This window comes from Pseudoalteromonas sp. Of11M-6 (assembly GCF_022347905.1).
Taxonomy (GTDB): Bacteria; Pseudomonadota; Gammaproteobacteria; order Enterobacterales; family Alteromonadaceae; genus Pseudoalteromonas.
Genome location: NZ_JAKRFW010000035.1, coordinates 1 through 15,696, shown reverse-complemented (window position 1 = coordinate 15,696; position 15,696 = coordinate 1). Strand labels below are relative to the sequence as shown.

Here is a 15,696-nt window from a genome sequence, read left to right as displayed (position 1 = left end):
GAAAGGCCATCGCATGTTTTTGCATGGTCATCAATAACAGCATTGAGGTAAACATTGTGAAAAAACAATCAGGTTTCTCACTACTAGAAGTGATGGTGGTACTTGTTATCATCGGTATGATCTTATCTATCGTTGCGCCTAACGTGATGGGTCAACAAGAAGAAGCAGCAAAAGAAAAGGCACGTCTAGATATTCGTCAGATTGAAGACGCAATGAAGATGTACAAACTAAAAAACAAACGCTATCCAACTACAGAGCAAGGCTTGGAAGCTTTGGTAACGCAAACCAATATTGACCCGGTACCAAAACGTTTCCCTGAAGGTGGCTTTATTTCTAAGCTTCCAGAAGATCCATGGGGTAATCCTTACCAATTAGTAAGTCCTGGCGAAATGAGCCAAATCGATATCTTTTCAATGGGTCCGGATGGCGAAGTTGGAACTGATGATGATATCGGTAACTGGGATACGGAAGACGAACGTTAATCTATGTTAGCACCTCTGCATAAACCGGCATTAGCTAAGGTAAAGGGCTTCAGTTTACTAGAAGTCCTTATTGTCTTGGTGATCATTGCTTTTTCAGTAAACCTCATTACTTATACCGTCAGTGATAGTGATGAGGAAGAGCTCGAAACCATGGCTATGCGTGTGCAGGGGACGATTAATCTTGCATCAGAATTTGCAGTACTAAATCAGGTTGAACTTGGTTTTCACTTAGATAAAGGTGTGATTGAGTTTTTGGTTTTTGACGGTGAGAAGTGGCGAACTTTCGAAGCCGACGATATCTACAAACCAATTGAGCTGCCTGAGCAGTACAAAGTGGAATTAATCTTAGAAGATCTGCCTTGGTCTCAAGATAACTTACTTGAGCAAGCAAATTGGCGAGAGTTGATGAGTGGCGGCGACGACGACAATTTGCTTGAACTTAAAAAGCTCAAGATCCCGCAAGTACTTATTTTATCTTCCGGTGAAGTCAGCGCATTTAGATTAAGTGTGGAAAATAAAGAGCTTCAAGAGCCAATATTTTTTGTCGAAGGTGAATTTATGGCACCAGTAGGGCTGAAGCGGGAACCTGAAGAATGAACGCTAGAAAAAGCTTGGGCTTTACCTTACTTGAAGTCATGGTTGCGCTCAGTATTTGTGCTGTCGCTGGTATTGCTGCAATGCAAGCAACAAGCGAACATATAAACCATATCGGCTCGCTTGAAGAGCAGACCTATGCGTCGTGGGTGGCAGAAAATCGCTTGGTATTTTTGCGTGCGCAAGGCGATGACTGGCATGGGAAGAATGGTAACAAAGGCGAAGAGGAAATGGCCGGGGTCACTTGGTATTGGCAACAGCATATCCAACAAACCGCAGATCCTAGCTTTGTAAAGCTCACCGTGCACGTTTTCCGCGAACCTGAACTCAAAAACTCAGTGTATGACATCACCACTTTTATGTACCGGAGTAAGTAGTGACAGTGCATACACCTCAGCGTGGTTTCACGCTAATAGAAGTATTGTTGGCACTGGCTATTTTAGCGGTGGTGGTGACGGCGACTCACCAAATTTTAGATTCAACGCTGAAGGCCCAAGCTGCATCAGCGGAAAAAATTGCCGAAATTGAAGGTCTACAAACGACTTTCCGCTTGATGGATCAGGATTTTAATCAGATCACTAAGCGAGAAGTCAGAAATGAAGCAGGGGATTTTAGCCCAACTTATATCATCCATGGCCGGTATGAGCTTGAGAGCCAATATGATGGTATCGCTTTTGTTCGTGATGGTTGGACTAACCCTATTAGTTTATTGCCTCGCTCTGAACTGCAGGCAGTGGGCTATCGGGTTATCGATGACAAGCTTGAGCGTATTTATCGAATATACGTTGATCAGCTAGATGGAACAGAGCCACGCGCGCAGGTCATCTTGGAAGATGTCGAAGAATTAAAGTTTGAATTTTTGGACGACAAACTAAAATGGCAAGCTGATTGGAAGTCGAAATCGTTACCTAAAGCGATTAAAGTGACGTTGCAAAGAAAAGACTCGGATCCAATAAGCCGTTTATTTTTAACGCCAGGCAGTGGTGTCGCTGATGATAAGGGGCAACAGCCATGAAGCAGCAAGGTGCAGCGCTTGTTATCGTACTTTTCATCGTTGCATTGGCAGCGACAATTGCCGCTGAAATGGCGAGTAGTTTAATGGTGCAGGTACAAAAGGCCTCGAATATTCAAACTCAGCAACAAGCCAAGTGGTATAGCTATGGTGCTGAGGAATTAGTCAAAAGAGCGTTGATACAAGCGAAAAAAGATGATCCTGATACCGTTAATCTAGACCAGCCTTGGGCTCGTGAAGAAGTGCCTTACCCCGTTGACCATGGTACGTTGAGCGGTAAAGTTACAGACTTACAGGCATGCCTAAACCTGAATGCCTTGAGAGCAAAGTCACAAACAAATGGAAATAACCAAGGTGGTCAGCAGATTGGTGGAAAGAATACTAACCCAGCCCATGCTGCGCTATTGGAGCTTTTGAAGAATATTGAGGATTTGCCGAGTAACGAAAGCGAGGAAGCCCTTGCTGATAGTGTCTACGATTGGCTTGACGAAGATAGCATTACTTACCGCTCAGGGGCAGAAGAAGACGAGTATATGTCTAATCAGACGCCTTATTTAACGGCTAATAATTTGATGGCGTCTGTTAGTGAGCTACGAGTGATTAAGGGCTTTAACCCACTGGTGATGGAAAAAATTAAGCCTTATGTTTGCGTGATCCCCGGTAGTGAGGAGCTCGCGGTAAACGTCAATACGATATTGCCAGAACAAGCGCTTTTACTCAGTGCGCTTATGCCTGGTTTATCGAAATCAGGTGCTGAAGCTATTATTTCTGCAAGGCCGAAAAAAGGTTTTACCGATATCAATGAATTTTACACGGAAGTCGCGAATCAAGGGGTCAAAGACCCTAACAAGACTTCCAAAATTTTTACGATTAACAGCAATTATTTTCAGTTGCGAGCAACAGCTGTGTTTGATGAGCGACGCTTTTCTCTCACATCAATTATAGAAACAAAAGATGGTAAAGCGTACGTGCTTGCTCGTAAATTTGGAGGCGTAGAGTGACAGAACAATTATTGATCCGTGTGGATCAGTCACACCAGGCGACAATACACTGGTTAGTGTGGTCAACAGAACAACAACAAATTATTGCCAGTGGTGAATTAGAAGGGAGTGAACAGCTTGGTAGCCTTGCCGAAAAAGCGCAAACGAGACCAGTTGTTTTGTTACTACCAGCGACAGCGGTGCAGTTACGCACGCTAGAATTACCAGCAAAATGGAATAGGAAACTAGAGCAAGCCTTACCATTTATGCTTGAGGAACATGTCGCGACCGACATCGATGCGCTATTTATCGCAATTGGTAAACCGGGTATGAAAGCCGACACACATACTATCGATGTTGCGATTTGTGATAGCAGTTGGCTACAAAGCTGGTTTAGTGCCTTCGATGACGCAGGGATCAGTGTAAGTAAAGCGCTACCAGACGCCTTATGTCTGCCGCTTCATGAAGAGATGACTAGTGCCGTGCAGTTAGGGCAGCAATGGCTATTCAAACACAATGCTTGGCAAGTTGGCACTGCTGAACTTAGCTGGGTTAACGAGTACCTCGCCATTGCGGGTGTTGAGCAGCTGGCGCATTTTAGCCCTGCAAGTGATTTCTCAGAAACGATAGCGCTCACTGCGCAACAACAAGATTACGATTTACCTTTAGCCATCTTCGCGAAATCATTATCAAATATTGATTTTAATTTGCGTCAAGGTCGGTTCGCTGCGAAGAAAAAGCAACCGCAGTGGTGGCGTGATTGGCGCAGTGGCTTAATAGCGGCGAGCGTGGCAGTAGTGAGCTTTATCGCAATTAAAGGCACTCAACTGTATGTAATAAGTCATCAAGCTAATCAGCTAGAAACCCAAGCGGTTGCTATGTATCAACAGGCATTTCCAAATAAAGTAGTGCGTCCGCACTTATTGAAAAAACAGATCCAAAATGAGCTTGATGCTTTATCTGGTACGGAGCAAGGCGGCTTGCTCGAATTAACAAATCATTTTGTGGCCATTTATGAAGAGGTTGATGCTTTCGCTCCTGAAACGCTACGTTACGACAAACGTAGGAATGAACTCAGAATTAGAGCGCGCGCAAAAGAGTTCCAGATATTTGGTCAGGTCAAAGCAATTTTAGAGCAACGCGGTGTAAGCGTTGAACAGGGGGCCCTGAACAATGATGGTGACTTTGTGGTGGGTGAAATTCGTATTCGAGGTGCAGCATGAAGCAGCAAGCAGTTAACTATTGGCGTGGTTTAAAAGAGCAAGAACAAAAACTGCTGATCGTTGCCGGCGTTATTTTTGTCGTTTTTGTTCTGATAATGGGTATATTCAAACCTTTAAATCAGGCTGTCAGCGATGCCGAAGCTAAGCTAAAACGTAATCACGAGCTCGTAAATTGGGTTGGTCAAAGCGTGAATAAGCTGAAATCTAACAGCCCTGCACAGGTGATTAGCGGCGGTAATATCAGCCAGATAGTCAATAACACCCGTGGCCGCTTTCAAATCGATATCAGTAAAATGCAACCTAGTGGCGAAAGCCTGCGTTTAACCATCGATGATGTGGAATTTAATAAACTTGTTGCTTGGATAGATGAACTGACAAATAAGCATGGAGTAAAAGTAGAAAACCTAGACCTTACACAAGGGAATTTACCTGGCTTTGTGCGTGTTAGTCGCTTGGTTTTAGAGAAATAATTATGAAAAAAACACTATCTCTACTCATTATATTTTTACTCGCATTTATTATTTTTAGTGCTTTTACTATGCCAGCAGCGGTGTTGCTGCAAGTTTTTAAAGGTCAATTGCCAGCTAATTTGCAGCTAGGTGCAGTAAATGGTTCTGTTTGGCATGGTCAAGTGAGCGGTGTGAGATTCAATAACATTCAATTGAATCAGGTTCAGTGGGAGCTTGAACCGTCGGCTTTACTACTCGGTGATCTGGCAGGTAATGTACAGTTTGGTAATGCGAGAGATAAAAATGAGATCTCAGGAAAAGCTAATTTCTCATCGAATTTAGTCAGTAAATCAGTGATGGTAAATAATGCCTCACTTCGTTTCAGTGTTGAGCAGGCTATGGATCAAGTAACCCTGCCATTGCCGGTTGATGCCAAAGGGCGTGTTATCGTCAATGTGAAAAAGTACCAAAGTGGTGCACCATACTGTGAAGGACTAAATGGTGAGATAAGTAGTCCAAATATTGATGTTAAAGGCATGAATGGTTGGTTTAGTATCGGCGACCTTAGTGGCCAGCTCGATTGTAAATCAGGAGATATTGCCGTGCTTGTTGACCCTGAAAATCGTCTGGGCTTACAGGCTGATGCGACACTTGCTGCCAATTTCCAGTTTCGCGTATCTGGTAATATTAAGCCAGATGCAAGTCTACCAAAAGAAGTACACGATGCGGTTAAGTTTTTGGGTAGACCGGATGGCGAAGGTCGCTACCCAGTAAATTTATAATATACTTCTGTCATATCAGACTTTAGTTATGCCAATTTGCTTAATTAAGTGACCTATTTTGAGGCGAGAAAATCTTGTCGATAACACCGCTTACGCGTCCTGCTATTGCCAAGGTACCTACATCCATGTAGGCAAGGCGAAAATTTTGCTATTTAGTTGTTCTAAATGAGAAATTTTTAACGCAGTTAGCGTCAGATTTGCTCCTTCAAATTGAGCAAGTATTAAGACTAATTGGTATTAATCTAATCTCAGCTTAGTTATTAATATAAAAGTATTTTTGTAGGCGCTGATACGGCGCCTAAGTTCAAGGCAACACTATGCACGACTTCTCTTTTACTGCAGCTGATCAGCTGAATTTAGAAAACTACTTTTCTGCGCGCAAGCTTTCTATTGATATCGCTTTTTTACAAGGATATTTATTTGCTACCTGCATAGACCCAAACGGTATTGAGGTTGATAAGTGGCTTAAGACTTTAACCAATGCGGATCCAGAATTAGATGAGAGTATTGCGTTTGCATTGATGGCCTTACATCATGAGATTTCTGAGCAGGTATACGAAACAGAATTTCAATTGCCTTGGAATGGTGAAACACCACTTGAGCAAAAAATTAATTGGGCCGAAGGATTTTTAATGGCGGCAACGCCCTTTTACGAGCAATTGATGTCCAGTCCGCTCGCCGACGATATTAAACAAGCTTTGCAAGTGAGCACAGAACAACTAGGGCTCTTTGCACTTGGTGAGCAACAGTTAACGATTTACTGTGACAAAATAGGACAGTCACTGGCCGAGTTTCAACTAACTCAAGCGCAATTGGCTGACGAGTTTGCCGCATCTTATGCTGAGTTAGTCGAAGTTGCCGCAGTGAATAGTGGACTATTTGAATAACCTTTATGCGAGATCTAACTCGATAAATGTGCAACCCTGCTGGCATTGCGCCACAGCTCTATTTGACGTCGATTGGCTTAAACTGAGTGCTATGGGTTGCTGACAGCTTGGGCAATTGACAACACGTCCCTGACTAAGCTTTTTGATGAGTGCTTTTTGATCATTAAAGGATTTTGCCGACTTTTTATTTAATTGACTAAAGTCCATTATAATCCCTTTGCTTCATGAATGGCTTGCTCTGCAATTTCACAGATTTTGACGAGATCGGGGCCGTAAAAATACAAGTTATAGTCGTTTTCTTTACAATACTTGAGGTGGAAAAGCCTTACTTTTTCATCTGTTGCAAGGGCTTCATCAATATAGCGCTTTTCGTCATCTGTCATGGTAATTGCTTTTACTACGTTGGCTCTGGCGATTCTTGCAGCCGTACTGCGTTGTACTTTGCTGGACTCGCTTAGCACTTCAACGCCTTGACCGAGTAACCTATCTCTTGGCTCTTTAATCAATGGATGATCCACAGTAAACAGAGCAACGACTATAATGGCTAATACTAAGAATTTTTTCATAATCTGACGCTGATTTGATCTAGCTAACAAAAATCTTGTTCCTAGTGTAATAAACTTGTCTGTCAGGTCGCAACAGGTCTCTCATCATTTATGGTGGGTTTTAGCTCAACTTACTATTAATCATAGGGTTTCAAAGCGTATAATAGTAAGCGCTAAACTATGTCATGGGGCACATTGCAATAGTTTAGCCTGTATTTTTCAAGGTCACTGTAGCAAGTGCATCTCGTTCCAAAGCACTAAGGAGCTTCCATGGAGAACGAAAGAATCAAGGTTAAAAACATACCGTCTGAAGTAAAAATTCAAAAGCCAATTGGTGGCACTGAAGGGAAATCGCTCAATAGCTCTACGCCCGATCGTTTTAATCCTCGTAATCGCATATATGTCCGGGCGGTGTCTGGCCTACATCAACTGCTAAGAAGGCGTATCGGCTTTATTGGTATGTTGGCATTTATGGTTTTACCTTGGTTAAACTTTCACGGCCATCAAGCGGTGTTGTTCGATATTTTTGAGCAGAAGTTTAATATTTTTGGCATGACACTATGGCCACAAGATCTGACTATCTTTGCTTTTATTCTGATGATAGCGGCATTTGCTCTGTTCTTGGTGACCACCTTCTATGGCCGGGTATGGTGCGGCTACACCTGTCCGCAAACCGTTTGGACGTTTATTTTTATTTGGTTTGAAGAAAAATTTGAAGGAACAGCAAACCAACGGAAAAAACTAGATCAGAGACCGATGGATTTTGACAAGTTTTGGCGAAAAACGGCAAAACACGGTAGCTGGATACTCTTTTCACTGTATACCGCAATCACTTTTGTTGGTTACTTTACCCCGATCCGCTCATTGCTCCCTGATTTACTTACTTTTTCAGCAGGTTTTTATTCCGTCATTAGCATCATCGTGTTTACCATTTGTACTTATGGTAATGCCGGTTGGATGAGGGAAATTATGTGTTTACACATCTGTCCTTACTCTCGCTTCCAATCAGCCATGTTTGATAAGGATACGTTTACCGTCGCTTATGATAGCGAACGAGGTGAAAGTCGCGGTCCTCGAGGACGCAAGCAAGATCCAAAAGAGCTAGGTCTAGGAGATTGTATTGATTGTAACCTGTGTGTTCAGGTGTGTCCTACCGGTATCGATATTCGTAATGGTTTGCAATATGAATGCATCAACTGTGGTGCGTGTATTGATGCCTGTGATGGTGTTATGGATAAGATGAACTACCCGCGCGGATTAATTGCTTACACTACAGAGCGCAATTTAGAATCATCTAGCGAAAAGACCAAACCAGTACGTGGTAAATTAATCGGTTATTTAATGATCCTGGTCGTTATCACTGGTGCATTAGTTGCGAATATTGCGATGCGTAAGCCGATGGATCTTGATATTATTCGGGATAGAAATCAACTATATCGTGTCAATATTGAGGGATTGGTAGAAAATACCTATACCTTGAAAGTGATAAACAAAGCGCAAGTTGAGCAGAAATTTTCTATTGCAATAACGGGTCTAAGTAATTATCAGGTGATCGGTAAGCATGAGGTGCACTTAGCTGCAGGCACGACATTAGATGTGCCACTCTCTGTTGTGATTGATCCATATGATTTGAAAAAGCCAGTAACCGAATTTGAGTTTGTGCTTATTAACCAAGAAGATCCAGAAGAGCGGCTGGCGCAGCCGACCAATTTCTTCAAAGGAAGATAATAGAGTAAGGTAAAAGCGAGGTATAAAACCTCGCTTTTTTATAAACATTATGAACGATTTTAGTTTTAACGCACTGACACCGGATCTTATTTTAGATGCGATTGAGGCACTTGAGATATATCCTACAACGGGGTTATTGGCCCTGAATAGCTATGAAAACCGTGTTTATCAATTTGGTGCTGAGGACGGCAAGCGTTATGTAGTGAAGTTTTACCGCCCAGCGCGTTGGACGGATGAACAAATTCTTGAAGAGCATGAGTTCGCGCTGGCAGCGAAAGAAGCTGAAGTGCCAGTTGTGGCACCTTTAATTATTGCTGGGCGTAGTCTGCACTTTCATGAAGGTTACCGCTATACGTTGTTTCCAAGCGTTGGTGGACGCCAGTTCGAACTCGATAATCTAGACCACTTAGAAATTTTAGGTCGCTATCTAGGGCGCTTGCATTGTCTGTCGGCTGAGCGAGCATTCGAGCATAGACCACAGCTCAATACCCAGCGTTTTTTGGTTGATGCGCAACAAACACTGCTAAAAAGCCAGCTAGTACCTAGTCATCTACATACTCCATTTGTTACTATTCTTGAGCAAGTTATTAACAAAGCAACCTCAAAGTATCAAGTTACTAAAACACTTCGGCTTCATGGGGATTGTCATGCTGGAAATTTATTGTGGTCTAGAGATCAATTGATGTTGGTGGATCTTGACGATTGTCAGCAAGGCCCTGCAATACAAGACTTGTGGATGATGTTAAGTGGCGACCGCAACGAGCAATTGGTACAGTTAGACACCCTGCTTATGGGTTACGAAGAATTTATGCCGTTTGATTCAAAAGAGCTTGCGTTAATTGAGCCGCTACGTGCCATGAGAATGGTGAATTATATGGCTTGGTTGGCACAGCGCTGGCAGGATCCTGCATTCGAACGGAACTTTTCTTGGTTTGCGACAGACAAATACTGGGAACAACAGATCCTAGCGTTAAAAGAGCAATTTGCCGCATTAGATGAACCAAGTTTGAGCCTATTTCCTTAAAATTAGAGAGAGTAACATGCTAAAGAAATTCAGAATCGCATTAGTCGCACTATTTTTGCCTATTGCAGCAATGGCTTCAGACTTTACCGAAGGTGAGCACTACACGACCTTAACAACCGAACAGAGTAAATCAGAGAAAGTTACCGAGTTTTTCTCTTTTTACTGTCCTCACTGTTTCCGCTTTGAGCCAATTGCAAAAGCGATTGAAAAGAACTTACCTGAGGGGGCGTACTTTGAAAAAAGCCATGTGAACTTCCTGCGAGGCGTTCCTACAGAAACGCAGAGCAACCTAAGCTATGCCTATATTATTGCTGATCAAGCAGGCAAAGCGGATGTGATTGCCGAGAAGATTTTTAATGCTATTCATGTTGAAAGAAACAAACTGTTAGACATTAAAGATTTGAAAACACTAATGGAGTTAAATGGGATTTCTGCTGAAAAGTTTGAGCAGGCTGTAACGAGTATGCCTGTTGTGAGTGCTGAAAATAACATGCTTAAAGCACAAGAAAAGTTTTCTGAAGCGGGTGCGCTTACAGGCGTTCCAACTTTTATCGTAAATGACAAATACAGAATCGAAATGAAAGGTATCAAGAGCCAAGAGCAGCTTGATGAATTGATCGCATATCTATTAAAAAAATAAGGACTGGAGAAAGTTAGTATGTTGAAAGTATTAAAAGGCTTAGCGGTTGCACTAATGCTTCCTCTTCTTGCTCAGGCTGCGCCATTTGAAGAAGGTGTGCATTATGAAGTTATTGCCGAGCGTGGCACGAAAAAGCCTGAGGTAATGGAGTATTTTTCTTTTTATTGTCCAGCCTGTAACGCAATGGAAAATTTAATCGTTGACGTTAAACCAAAGCTGGACGAAGGCGTTAAGTTTAAAAAGAGCCATATAGATTTTGTTGGTCCAAGAGAGCCTGAGATCCAACAGGTGTTGGCACAAGCACTTGCAACTGCTGAAGTGCTGCCACAAAAAGACAAGATAGTTGCAGCCATGTTTAATCATATCCATGGCAAGCGCGCAAAAATCAATGAACTTGCTGATGTAAAAGATATCTTTATTGCACAAGGTGTTGAAGAAGAGAAGTTTGATAAACTTTATGCCAGTTTCTCTGTTCGTACTAAAGCTTCAAAAATGCAACGAATGCAGAAGACACTTTCTGATAAAGGCGCGCTAACAGGTGTACCAATGTTCGTGGTAAACGGTAAATACAAGCTATTGCTTCGTGAGTCTGGTACGACTAAGCCTGAGCAAATTGCAGCTTTGGTGAATTATTTAGCAAAGAAATAAAATCTAATTTGTATTAGACTAGCCCTGCAATTGTTGCGGGGCTTTTTTATGTTTAAAGTTTTAGTTTCTAGCTGTTTATTAGGTTATCCGGTGAGGTATGACGCCTCTTCACAAAGCCTTCAAGACAATACGTTGCAGTATTGGCGGCAAAAAAATTGGGTCTTACCGCTGTGCCCCGAAATATCTGGTGGTTTACCAACACCTCGCCCATCGGCTGAAATAGCAGATGGTAAAGTTTTGAGTAAACAAGGGGATGATTTTACCACCGCGTTTGAACTCGGTGCTAAAAAAGCGCTAGCGGCTTGTCTTCAGCACGATATAAAGTTTGCGTTGTTAAAAGAGTCCAGTCCGTCTTGCGGCAGCAATCTGATTTACGATGGTAGTCATACAGGTAAAAAAATAGTAGGGCAGGGGCTAACGGCGTCTTTATTACAGCAATCAGGTATTCAAGTCTTTAGCGAAACTCAACTGCCAGCACTTATCACAGCGATGGCAGCCAGTCGTTAATCGTTAGAGATCACTTTCTCACTAAGTAAACGCCAGATTCAATATGATGGGTATAAGGGAACTGATCGAAAATTGCCATTCGTGCGATTTTATGTGTTTCACATAACAAGGCTAAATCACGCTCTAATGTGTCTGGATTACATGAGATATAAATAATGTTGTCGTAGTTGCTGACTAAGCGACAGGTTAATTCATCCATACCAGCACGAGGCGGGTCGACAAGAATCGTTTGGCAATCATAGGACTGTAAATCAATACCATCTAATCGAGAAAACTTCTGCCCTTTCATGGCTTGTGTAAACTCTTCACTCGACATGCGAATAATATCTAAGTTATCGACTTTGTTTGCTGCAATATTAAATTGTGCAGACTTTACTGATGATTTAGAGATCTCAGTAGCCAGCACTTTATTGAATGAGCCTGCCAATGCGATTGAAAAGTTACCGTTACCACAATAAAGCTCTAATAGGTCGTTGCTTAGCGGTTCACTAATGGACTGCGCCCAAGCTAGCATTTTCTGATTCACTTCCGCATTCGGTTGCGTAAAGCTGTTCTCAACCTGCTGATAAATATATTCTATACCGTTAACGTTTAGTTTTTCAGTTACATAGTCGTTGCCAAACACAACCTTTTGTTTTCTAGCACGACCGATAAAATCAACTTTATAGGTTTGTTGCAACTCGGCTCTCAATGTCTGCATCGCGGTTTGCCACGCTTCATCTAACTGCTTGTGATAAAGCAAGCTGATCAGTACTTCACCACTCAGTGTCGTGAGGTAGTCGATCTGAAACAGTTTACGACGCAATATTTCGTTGCCTTTCAGCTGATGTATCATCACCTGCATCATTTCATTGACAAGCGGCGCACCAGGATCAAAGCTATCAACACGGATCTTTTCTTTTGTTTGCTGGTCAAACATGATGTGAAACAGATCTTCACCCTCATGCCATACTCTAAATTCACAGCGCTGGCGGTAATGGCGAGTTGCAGATTCATACACTTCAAGTGCAGGTGCATCAAACTGTGCAAATTGTGTTGTGATACGCTCAGCTTTATCTGCTAACTGTTGCTCGTATGCTGAATCATCAATTTTTATTACTGCCATGCTAAAACCATCTATGTTGAATTAAGAGGCGCTATTTTAGGGAGCGTTGCTAATTTGTCCAGTCTAGCATCACTGATGCGTCTGGTTTGCTGTTTTTTTAATCATTATACTTTAGCTTTGCGCAAATATGCCGATAATCTAACTAATATATTGGAGGGCATACCATGAAAATCGGGCAATTAAATCAGTTGCTCAATCCAGCGATGCAGCATAAGCCTGGAAAGAGCAAAGGGATAGGACCAAATATCCAAATTAATTCGGACAGCTATGCGGGGAATAAATCTAAGCTAGCAGCTAAAATTCTTGATGATAAGCTTGCAGAAGCGTTGGGGATTGAGAAGCCGACACAAGATAAAAAAGACAAGCCACTATTTGATTTTGAATCTATTGTCAAAAATGTACTCGATTTTGTTCAGGGGGCAGTGAAGAAAGCCAAAGTCGACGGCAAAAATGATGACGAATTGAAATCCATGCTAGATGGGGCACGTAAGGGCGTGCTACAGGGTATTGATGAAGCCAGCGAAGAGTTAAAAGGCATGGGCGCTTTCAATTCCGACATCGAAGATGGTATTGAAAAATCACGAGAAGGGATTTTTAAAGGTTTAGATGATTTTGAAAAAGAATTGTTTGAAGAAAAGTCGCCAAAGGCATTAGCGATCAGTGCCGCACAGTTTGCGAGCCTTTCTAATCAGGCTGAATATGCATTTACTACAGCTGAAGGGGATGAAGTCGTTATTTCATTCTCCGATGCGTATGCTCAGGGAGCCGCTGCGAGTGTTGCGCAAAAAGGTAATGATTATGGCATGGCATATGGCACTAAGTCCTCTCACGAAGTCAGTTTCTCAATTAAGGTAAATGGTGAGCTGAACGAAGAGGAGCAGCAGGCAATTAACGATATGATGGAAGATATCCGTAATGTCAGTGATTCTTTTTTCGGTGGTGAATACGATGAAGCTTTCGATTTGGCAAAGTCGCTTAGCTTAAACTCAGATCAGATCACTAATTTCACGATGGATTTAAGACAAAGTAAAACATCTGCTGCGATTGCTCAATATCAGCAAGGCAATCCAATGAAAGACTTAGAGAAGGCATTTATGCCACTGAATAAGCAGTTAGCAGATGTGCAAGAGCAAGCTAAGGGACTCAATGCCGATAATGAGTTGCCAAACCTGCTTGCTTGGATGAATGAAGGTCAGTCGAGACTAAATGAATTTTTGGATTATGCTAGTAGCTTTTTTAGTAAACTGAATGAACTAAATAAAGAGCAAGTTGAGCAAAAACAAACAAGCTAAGCCAGTTTATTTTCGCGAGGACTCATGGCAAACTTCATACTTCATTGATTTGAGGTATGAAGTTTGTCGCATATTTTGGTTTTCGATTCGGGGATCGGTGGCACCAGTGTGCTGTCGCACTTAAAGGCATGTTTGCAGGGGGTTTCATTTAGTTATGTTATGGACAACGCTTTTCTCCCATATGGCCTTCAGCCTCAAGAGCTAATCAAATCACGTATCAAGGGACTTATTCGTTGGCAACAGCAATACTTGGGCAATGTTGATCTTATCGTTATTGCATGTAATACCGCTTCAACATACGCGTTGGAAGAAGCCAGAAAACATACCCAGATTCCAATTATAGGTGTGGTTCCTGCTGTTAAGCCTGCTGCGTCTAGTTCAAAGACCAAGCACATCGCACTATTGGCAACACCGGCAACGTCAAATAATGCTTATACACATAAGCTCATCATGGATTTTACCTCAGGTTGTAAAGTTGAAACTTTGCATTCAACGGAGCTTGTAAGGATCGCTGAGCACTTTTATTGGCATAACGAGTTGGATAAAGAGGCACTTTGCGCGGAAATAGCTCGGCTTAACATTCCAGCCACTGTTGATAGGCTAGTGTTGGGATGTACACATTTTCCGTTGATAGCTCACGATATCAAGAATTGCTTACAGAAGCATGTGGAGCTGGTTGATTCTGGCAAAGCAATAGCCAATCGCGCAGTGTCATTGTTGGGAAGTCAAATAGTAGTAGGAGAAAAGGTGCCGAGTGCATCGGAAGTGCGTTTCTATGCAACGGCACCAGTAATGGGTAGTAAAGAAGTAATCTCTATTATTAATTTAAATAAAGATTAATTAAGCGGGTGAGTGATCCATCTCACCTTCAGGCTTTTGCTTTGCTTCTCTTACTTTTAATGTACGTTGTTGAAATTCACGTTCATTGAGTTGAGTAATCGCCTTTTCTGCATCTTGCTTAGACATCTCAACAAAACCAAAACCACGTCGTTTGCCTGTGTTTTTATCCTTAAGTAGGCGAACTGAAAATACTTGCCCTTGCTCTTCGAAAAGCTCGCGGACAACATGTTCGTTGGCTCGATATGGTAGATTACCTACATATAATGTAGTGGTTGATAAGTTTGATTGTTTTTCTTGTTGTGTATCACTTTTTAAAAACTGGCTTATTACGCCACCGATGATAATACCTGCGGCAAGCATAAGAGCAGCGTCGAGCTGAGTAGAGCTTAATGCAAGATCAACAATGAAAAAGCTCGCTACTGCAATAACCAAAGTGATCAAAATTGCTTTATGATCAAAAGACTTCATATAAATATACCAATTGAAAGAAGGTTAAACATTAATTTAACAAGTGAGTTAGCTATCTTAACGAGTTAATTAAACTTCGCAATAATTAATATAGTTCTGATAGTAAGATTTGTCCTTTTTTGCATGGTTTTTATACTAAAAAGTGGGTTTTGGTTAATGTTTGTTCGAACGATCAAAAAGATCGAAAAAAGAGTTGCACTAAAATCGGATCGCCCTATAATGCGACCCCACTGACACGGGGCGCTACGCTGAAAAGCAAAGCAGCAACGAGTTAGTGTCAAGTAAAACTTAAGTTCGAAACTTCTTATAAAGAAATTCAAAATTAAGTGTTGACAAAAAAATGGGAATGCTTAAAATGCACATCCCTCGAAACAACGAAATGTTTCGAAACGTTCTTTAAAAATATGAAGCAATCATCTGTGTGGGCACTCGTACAGATTGAGTTCTAACAGCAGATTCTAGTTCGCTAGATGATGCAAACAAATTTAGA

At 41.9% G+C, this 15,696-nt stretch carries 20 protein-coding genes; 16 read left to right on the top strand and 4 right to left on the bottom strand.

Going from position 1 to position 15,696, the window contains the following annotated elements:
- The first annotated feature begins 56 nt into the window (after positions 1-56).
- The 9 genes from gspG to MHN32_RS16050 all read left to right on the top strand — a co-directional run bounded on the left by gspG (position 57) and on the right by MHN32_RS16050 (position 6,409).
- On the top strand, positions 57-482 hold the full coding sequence (gene gspG, locus MHN32_RS16090) for a type II secretion system major pseudopilin GspG (protein ID WP_026001105.1): 426 nt from the start codon (positions 57-59) through the stop codon (positions 480-482).
- 3 nt (positions 483-485) lie between these two features.
- Entirely contained in the window at positions 486-1,079 is a 594-nt protein-coding gene (locus tag MHN32_RS16085; RefSeq protein WP_010604370.1) for a prepilin-type N-terminal cleavage/methylation domain-containing protein, read from the top strand.
- Entirely contained in the window at positions 1,076-1,453 is a 378-nt protein-coding gene (gspI, locus tag MHN32_RS16080) for a type II secretion system minor pseudopilin GspI (RefSeq protein WP_206471521.1), read from the top strand. The genes MHN32_RS16085 and gspI overlap by 4 nt, the downstream gene beginning before the upstream one ends.
- The gene (gspJ, locus tag MHN32_RS16075; protein ID WP_010604372.1) at positions 1,453-2,091 is read left to right on the top strand and encodes a type II secretion system minor pseudopilin GspJ; all 639 of its coding nucleotides are present in this window, start codon (positions 1,453-1,455) and stop codon (positions 2,089-2,091) included. The genes gspI and gspJ overlap by 1 nt, the downstream gene beginning before the upstream one ends.
- Complete coding sequence (gspK, locus tag MHN32_RS16070; protein ID WP_102057655.1) at positions 2,088-3,089, top strand: type II secretion system minor pseudopilin GspK; 1,002 nt, start codon at positions 2,088-2,090, stop codon at positions 3,087-3,089. Before gspJ ends, gspK begins: the two co-directional genes overlap by 4 nt.
- Positions 3,086-4,291, top strand: coding sequence for a type II secretion system protein GspL (gene gspL, locus MHN32_RS16065; RefSeq protein ID WP_206471519.1), 1,206 nt, complete (start codon positions 3,086-3,088; stop codon positions 4,289-4,291). Before gspK ends, gspL begins: the two co-directional genes overlap by 4 nt.
- Entirely contained in the window at positions 4,288-4,761 is a 474-nt protein-coding gene (locus tag MHN32_RS16060; protein ID WP_010604375.1) for a type II secretion system protein M, read from the top strand. The genes gspL and MHN32_RS16060 overlap by 4 nt, the downstream gene beginning before the upstream one ends.
- Positions 4,762-4,763: 2 nt before the next feature.
- Positions 4,764-5,522, top strand: coding sequence for a type II secretion system protein N (locus MHN32_RS16055; protein WP_010604376.1), 759 nt, complete (start codon positions 4,764-4,766; stop codon positions 5,520-5,522).
- A gap of 317 nt (positions 5,523-5,839) precedes the next feature.
- Positions 5,840-6,409 carry a UPF0149 family protein gene (locus MHN32_RS16050; protein WP_010604377.1) on the top strand — a complete coding sequence of 190 codons (570 nt, stop codon included), beginning with the start codon at positions 5,840-5,842 and terminating at the stop codon, positions 6,407-6,409.
- 3 nt (positions 6,410-6,412) lie between these two features.
- On the opposite strand, the gene MHN32_RS16045 is transcribed toward MHN32_RS16050, so the two are convergent.
- Both MHN32_RS16045 and MHN32_RS16040 read right to left on the bottom strand, forming a co-directional pair.
- Positions 6,413-6,616 (bottom strand): hypothetical protein, encoded by a 204-nt coding sequence (locus tag MHN32_RS16045; RefSeq protein WP_010604378.1) that lies wholly within the window; start codon positions 6,614-6,616, stop codon positions 6,413-6,415.
- Positions 6,616-6,975, bottom strand: coding sequence for a hypothetical protein (locus MHN32_RS16040; RefSeq protein ID WP_026001103.1), 360 nt, complete (start codon positions 6,973-6,975; stop codon positions 6,616-6,618). The genes MHN32_RS16045 and MHN32_RS16040 overlap by 1 nt, the downstream gene beginning before the upstream one ends.
- 249 nt (positions 6,976-7,224) lie before the next feature.
- Here MHN32_RS16040 and ccoG point away from each other — a divergent pair, with 249 nt between their 5' ends.
- From ccoG to MHN32_RS16015, 5 genes are read left to right on the top strand one after another with little or no spacing between them, the layout of a single operon-like run.
- Positions 7,225-8,682 (top strand): cytochrome c oxidase accessory protein CcoG, encoded by a 1,458-nt coding sequence (gene ccoG, locus MHN32_RS16035; protein ID WP_239422327.1) that lies wholly within the window; start codon positions 7,225-7,227, stop codon positions 8,680-8,682.
- A 49-nt stretch (positions 8,683-8,731) separates the two neighbouring features.
- Positions 8,732-9,706 carry a serine/threonine protein kinase gene (locus MHN32_RS16030; RefSeq protein WP_239422326.1) on the top strand — a complete coding sequence of 325 codons (975 nt, stop codon included), beginning with the start codon at positions 8,732-8,734 and terminating at the stop codon, positions 9,704-9,706.
- 16 nt (positions 9,707-9,722) lie between these two features.
- Complete coding sequence (locus MHN32_RS16025) at positions 9,723-10,346, top strand: thiol:disulfide interchange protein DsbA/DsbL (protein WP_239422325.1); 624 nt, start codon at positions 9,723-9,725, stop codon at positions 10,344-10,346.
- A gap of 18 nt (positions 10,347-10,364) precedes the next feature.
- Positions 10,365-10,994 (top strand): thiol:disulfide interchange protein DsbA/DsbL, encoded by a 630-nt coding sequence (locus MHN32_RS16020; RefSeq protein ID WP_010604382.1) that lies wholly within the window; start codon positions 10,365-10,367, stop codon positions 10,992-10,994.
- Positions 10,995-11,042: 48 nt separating this feature from the next.
- Entirely contained in the window at positions 11,043-11,501 is a 459-nt protein-coding gene (locus MHN32_RS16015; RefSeq protein ID WP_239422324.1) for a DUF523 domain-containing protein, read from the top strand.
- 10 nt (positions 11,502-11,511) lie between these two features.
- Here the strand turns inward: MHN32_RS16015 and trmA are convergent, their stop codons facing one another.
- The gene (gene trmA, locus MHN32_RS16010) at positions 11,512-12,606 is read right to left on the bottom strand and encodes a tRNA (uridine(54)-C5)-methyltransferase TrmA (RefSeq protein ID WP_239422323.1); all 1,095 of its coding nucleotides are present in this window, start codon (positions 12,604-12,606) and stop codon (positions 11,512-11,514) included.
- A 164-nt stretch (positions 12,607-12,770) separates the two neighbouring features.
- On the opposite strand from trmA, the gene MHN32_RS16005 reads away from it, so the two are divergent.
- Both MHN32_RS16005 and murI read left to right on the top strand, forming a co-directional pair.
- A complete protein-coding gene (locus tag MHN32_RS16005) occupies positions 12,771-13,898 on the top strand; it encodes a DUF5610 domain-containing protein (protein WP_010604385.1) in 1,128 nt (375 codons plus the stop codon).
- Between the two features lie 63 nt (positions 13,899-13,961).
- Positions 13,962-14,738 (top strand): glutamate racemase, encoded by a 777-nt coding sequence (gene murI / locus MHN32_RS16000; protein WP_010604386.1) that lies wholly within the window; start codon positions 13,962-13,964, stop codon positions 14,736-14,738.
- On the opposite strand, the gene MHN32_RS15995 is transcribed toward murI, so the two are convergent.
- Positions 14,739-15,206, bottom strand: coding sequence for an RNA-binding protein (locus MHN32_RS15995; RefSeq protein ID WP_010604387.1), 468 nt, complete (start codon positions 15,204-15,206; stop codon positions 14,739-14,741).
- Positions 15,207-15,696: the final 490 nt, after the last annotated feature.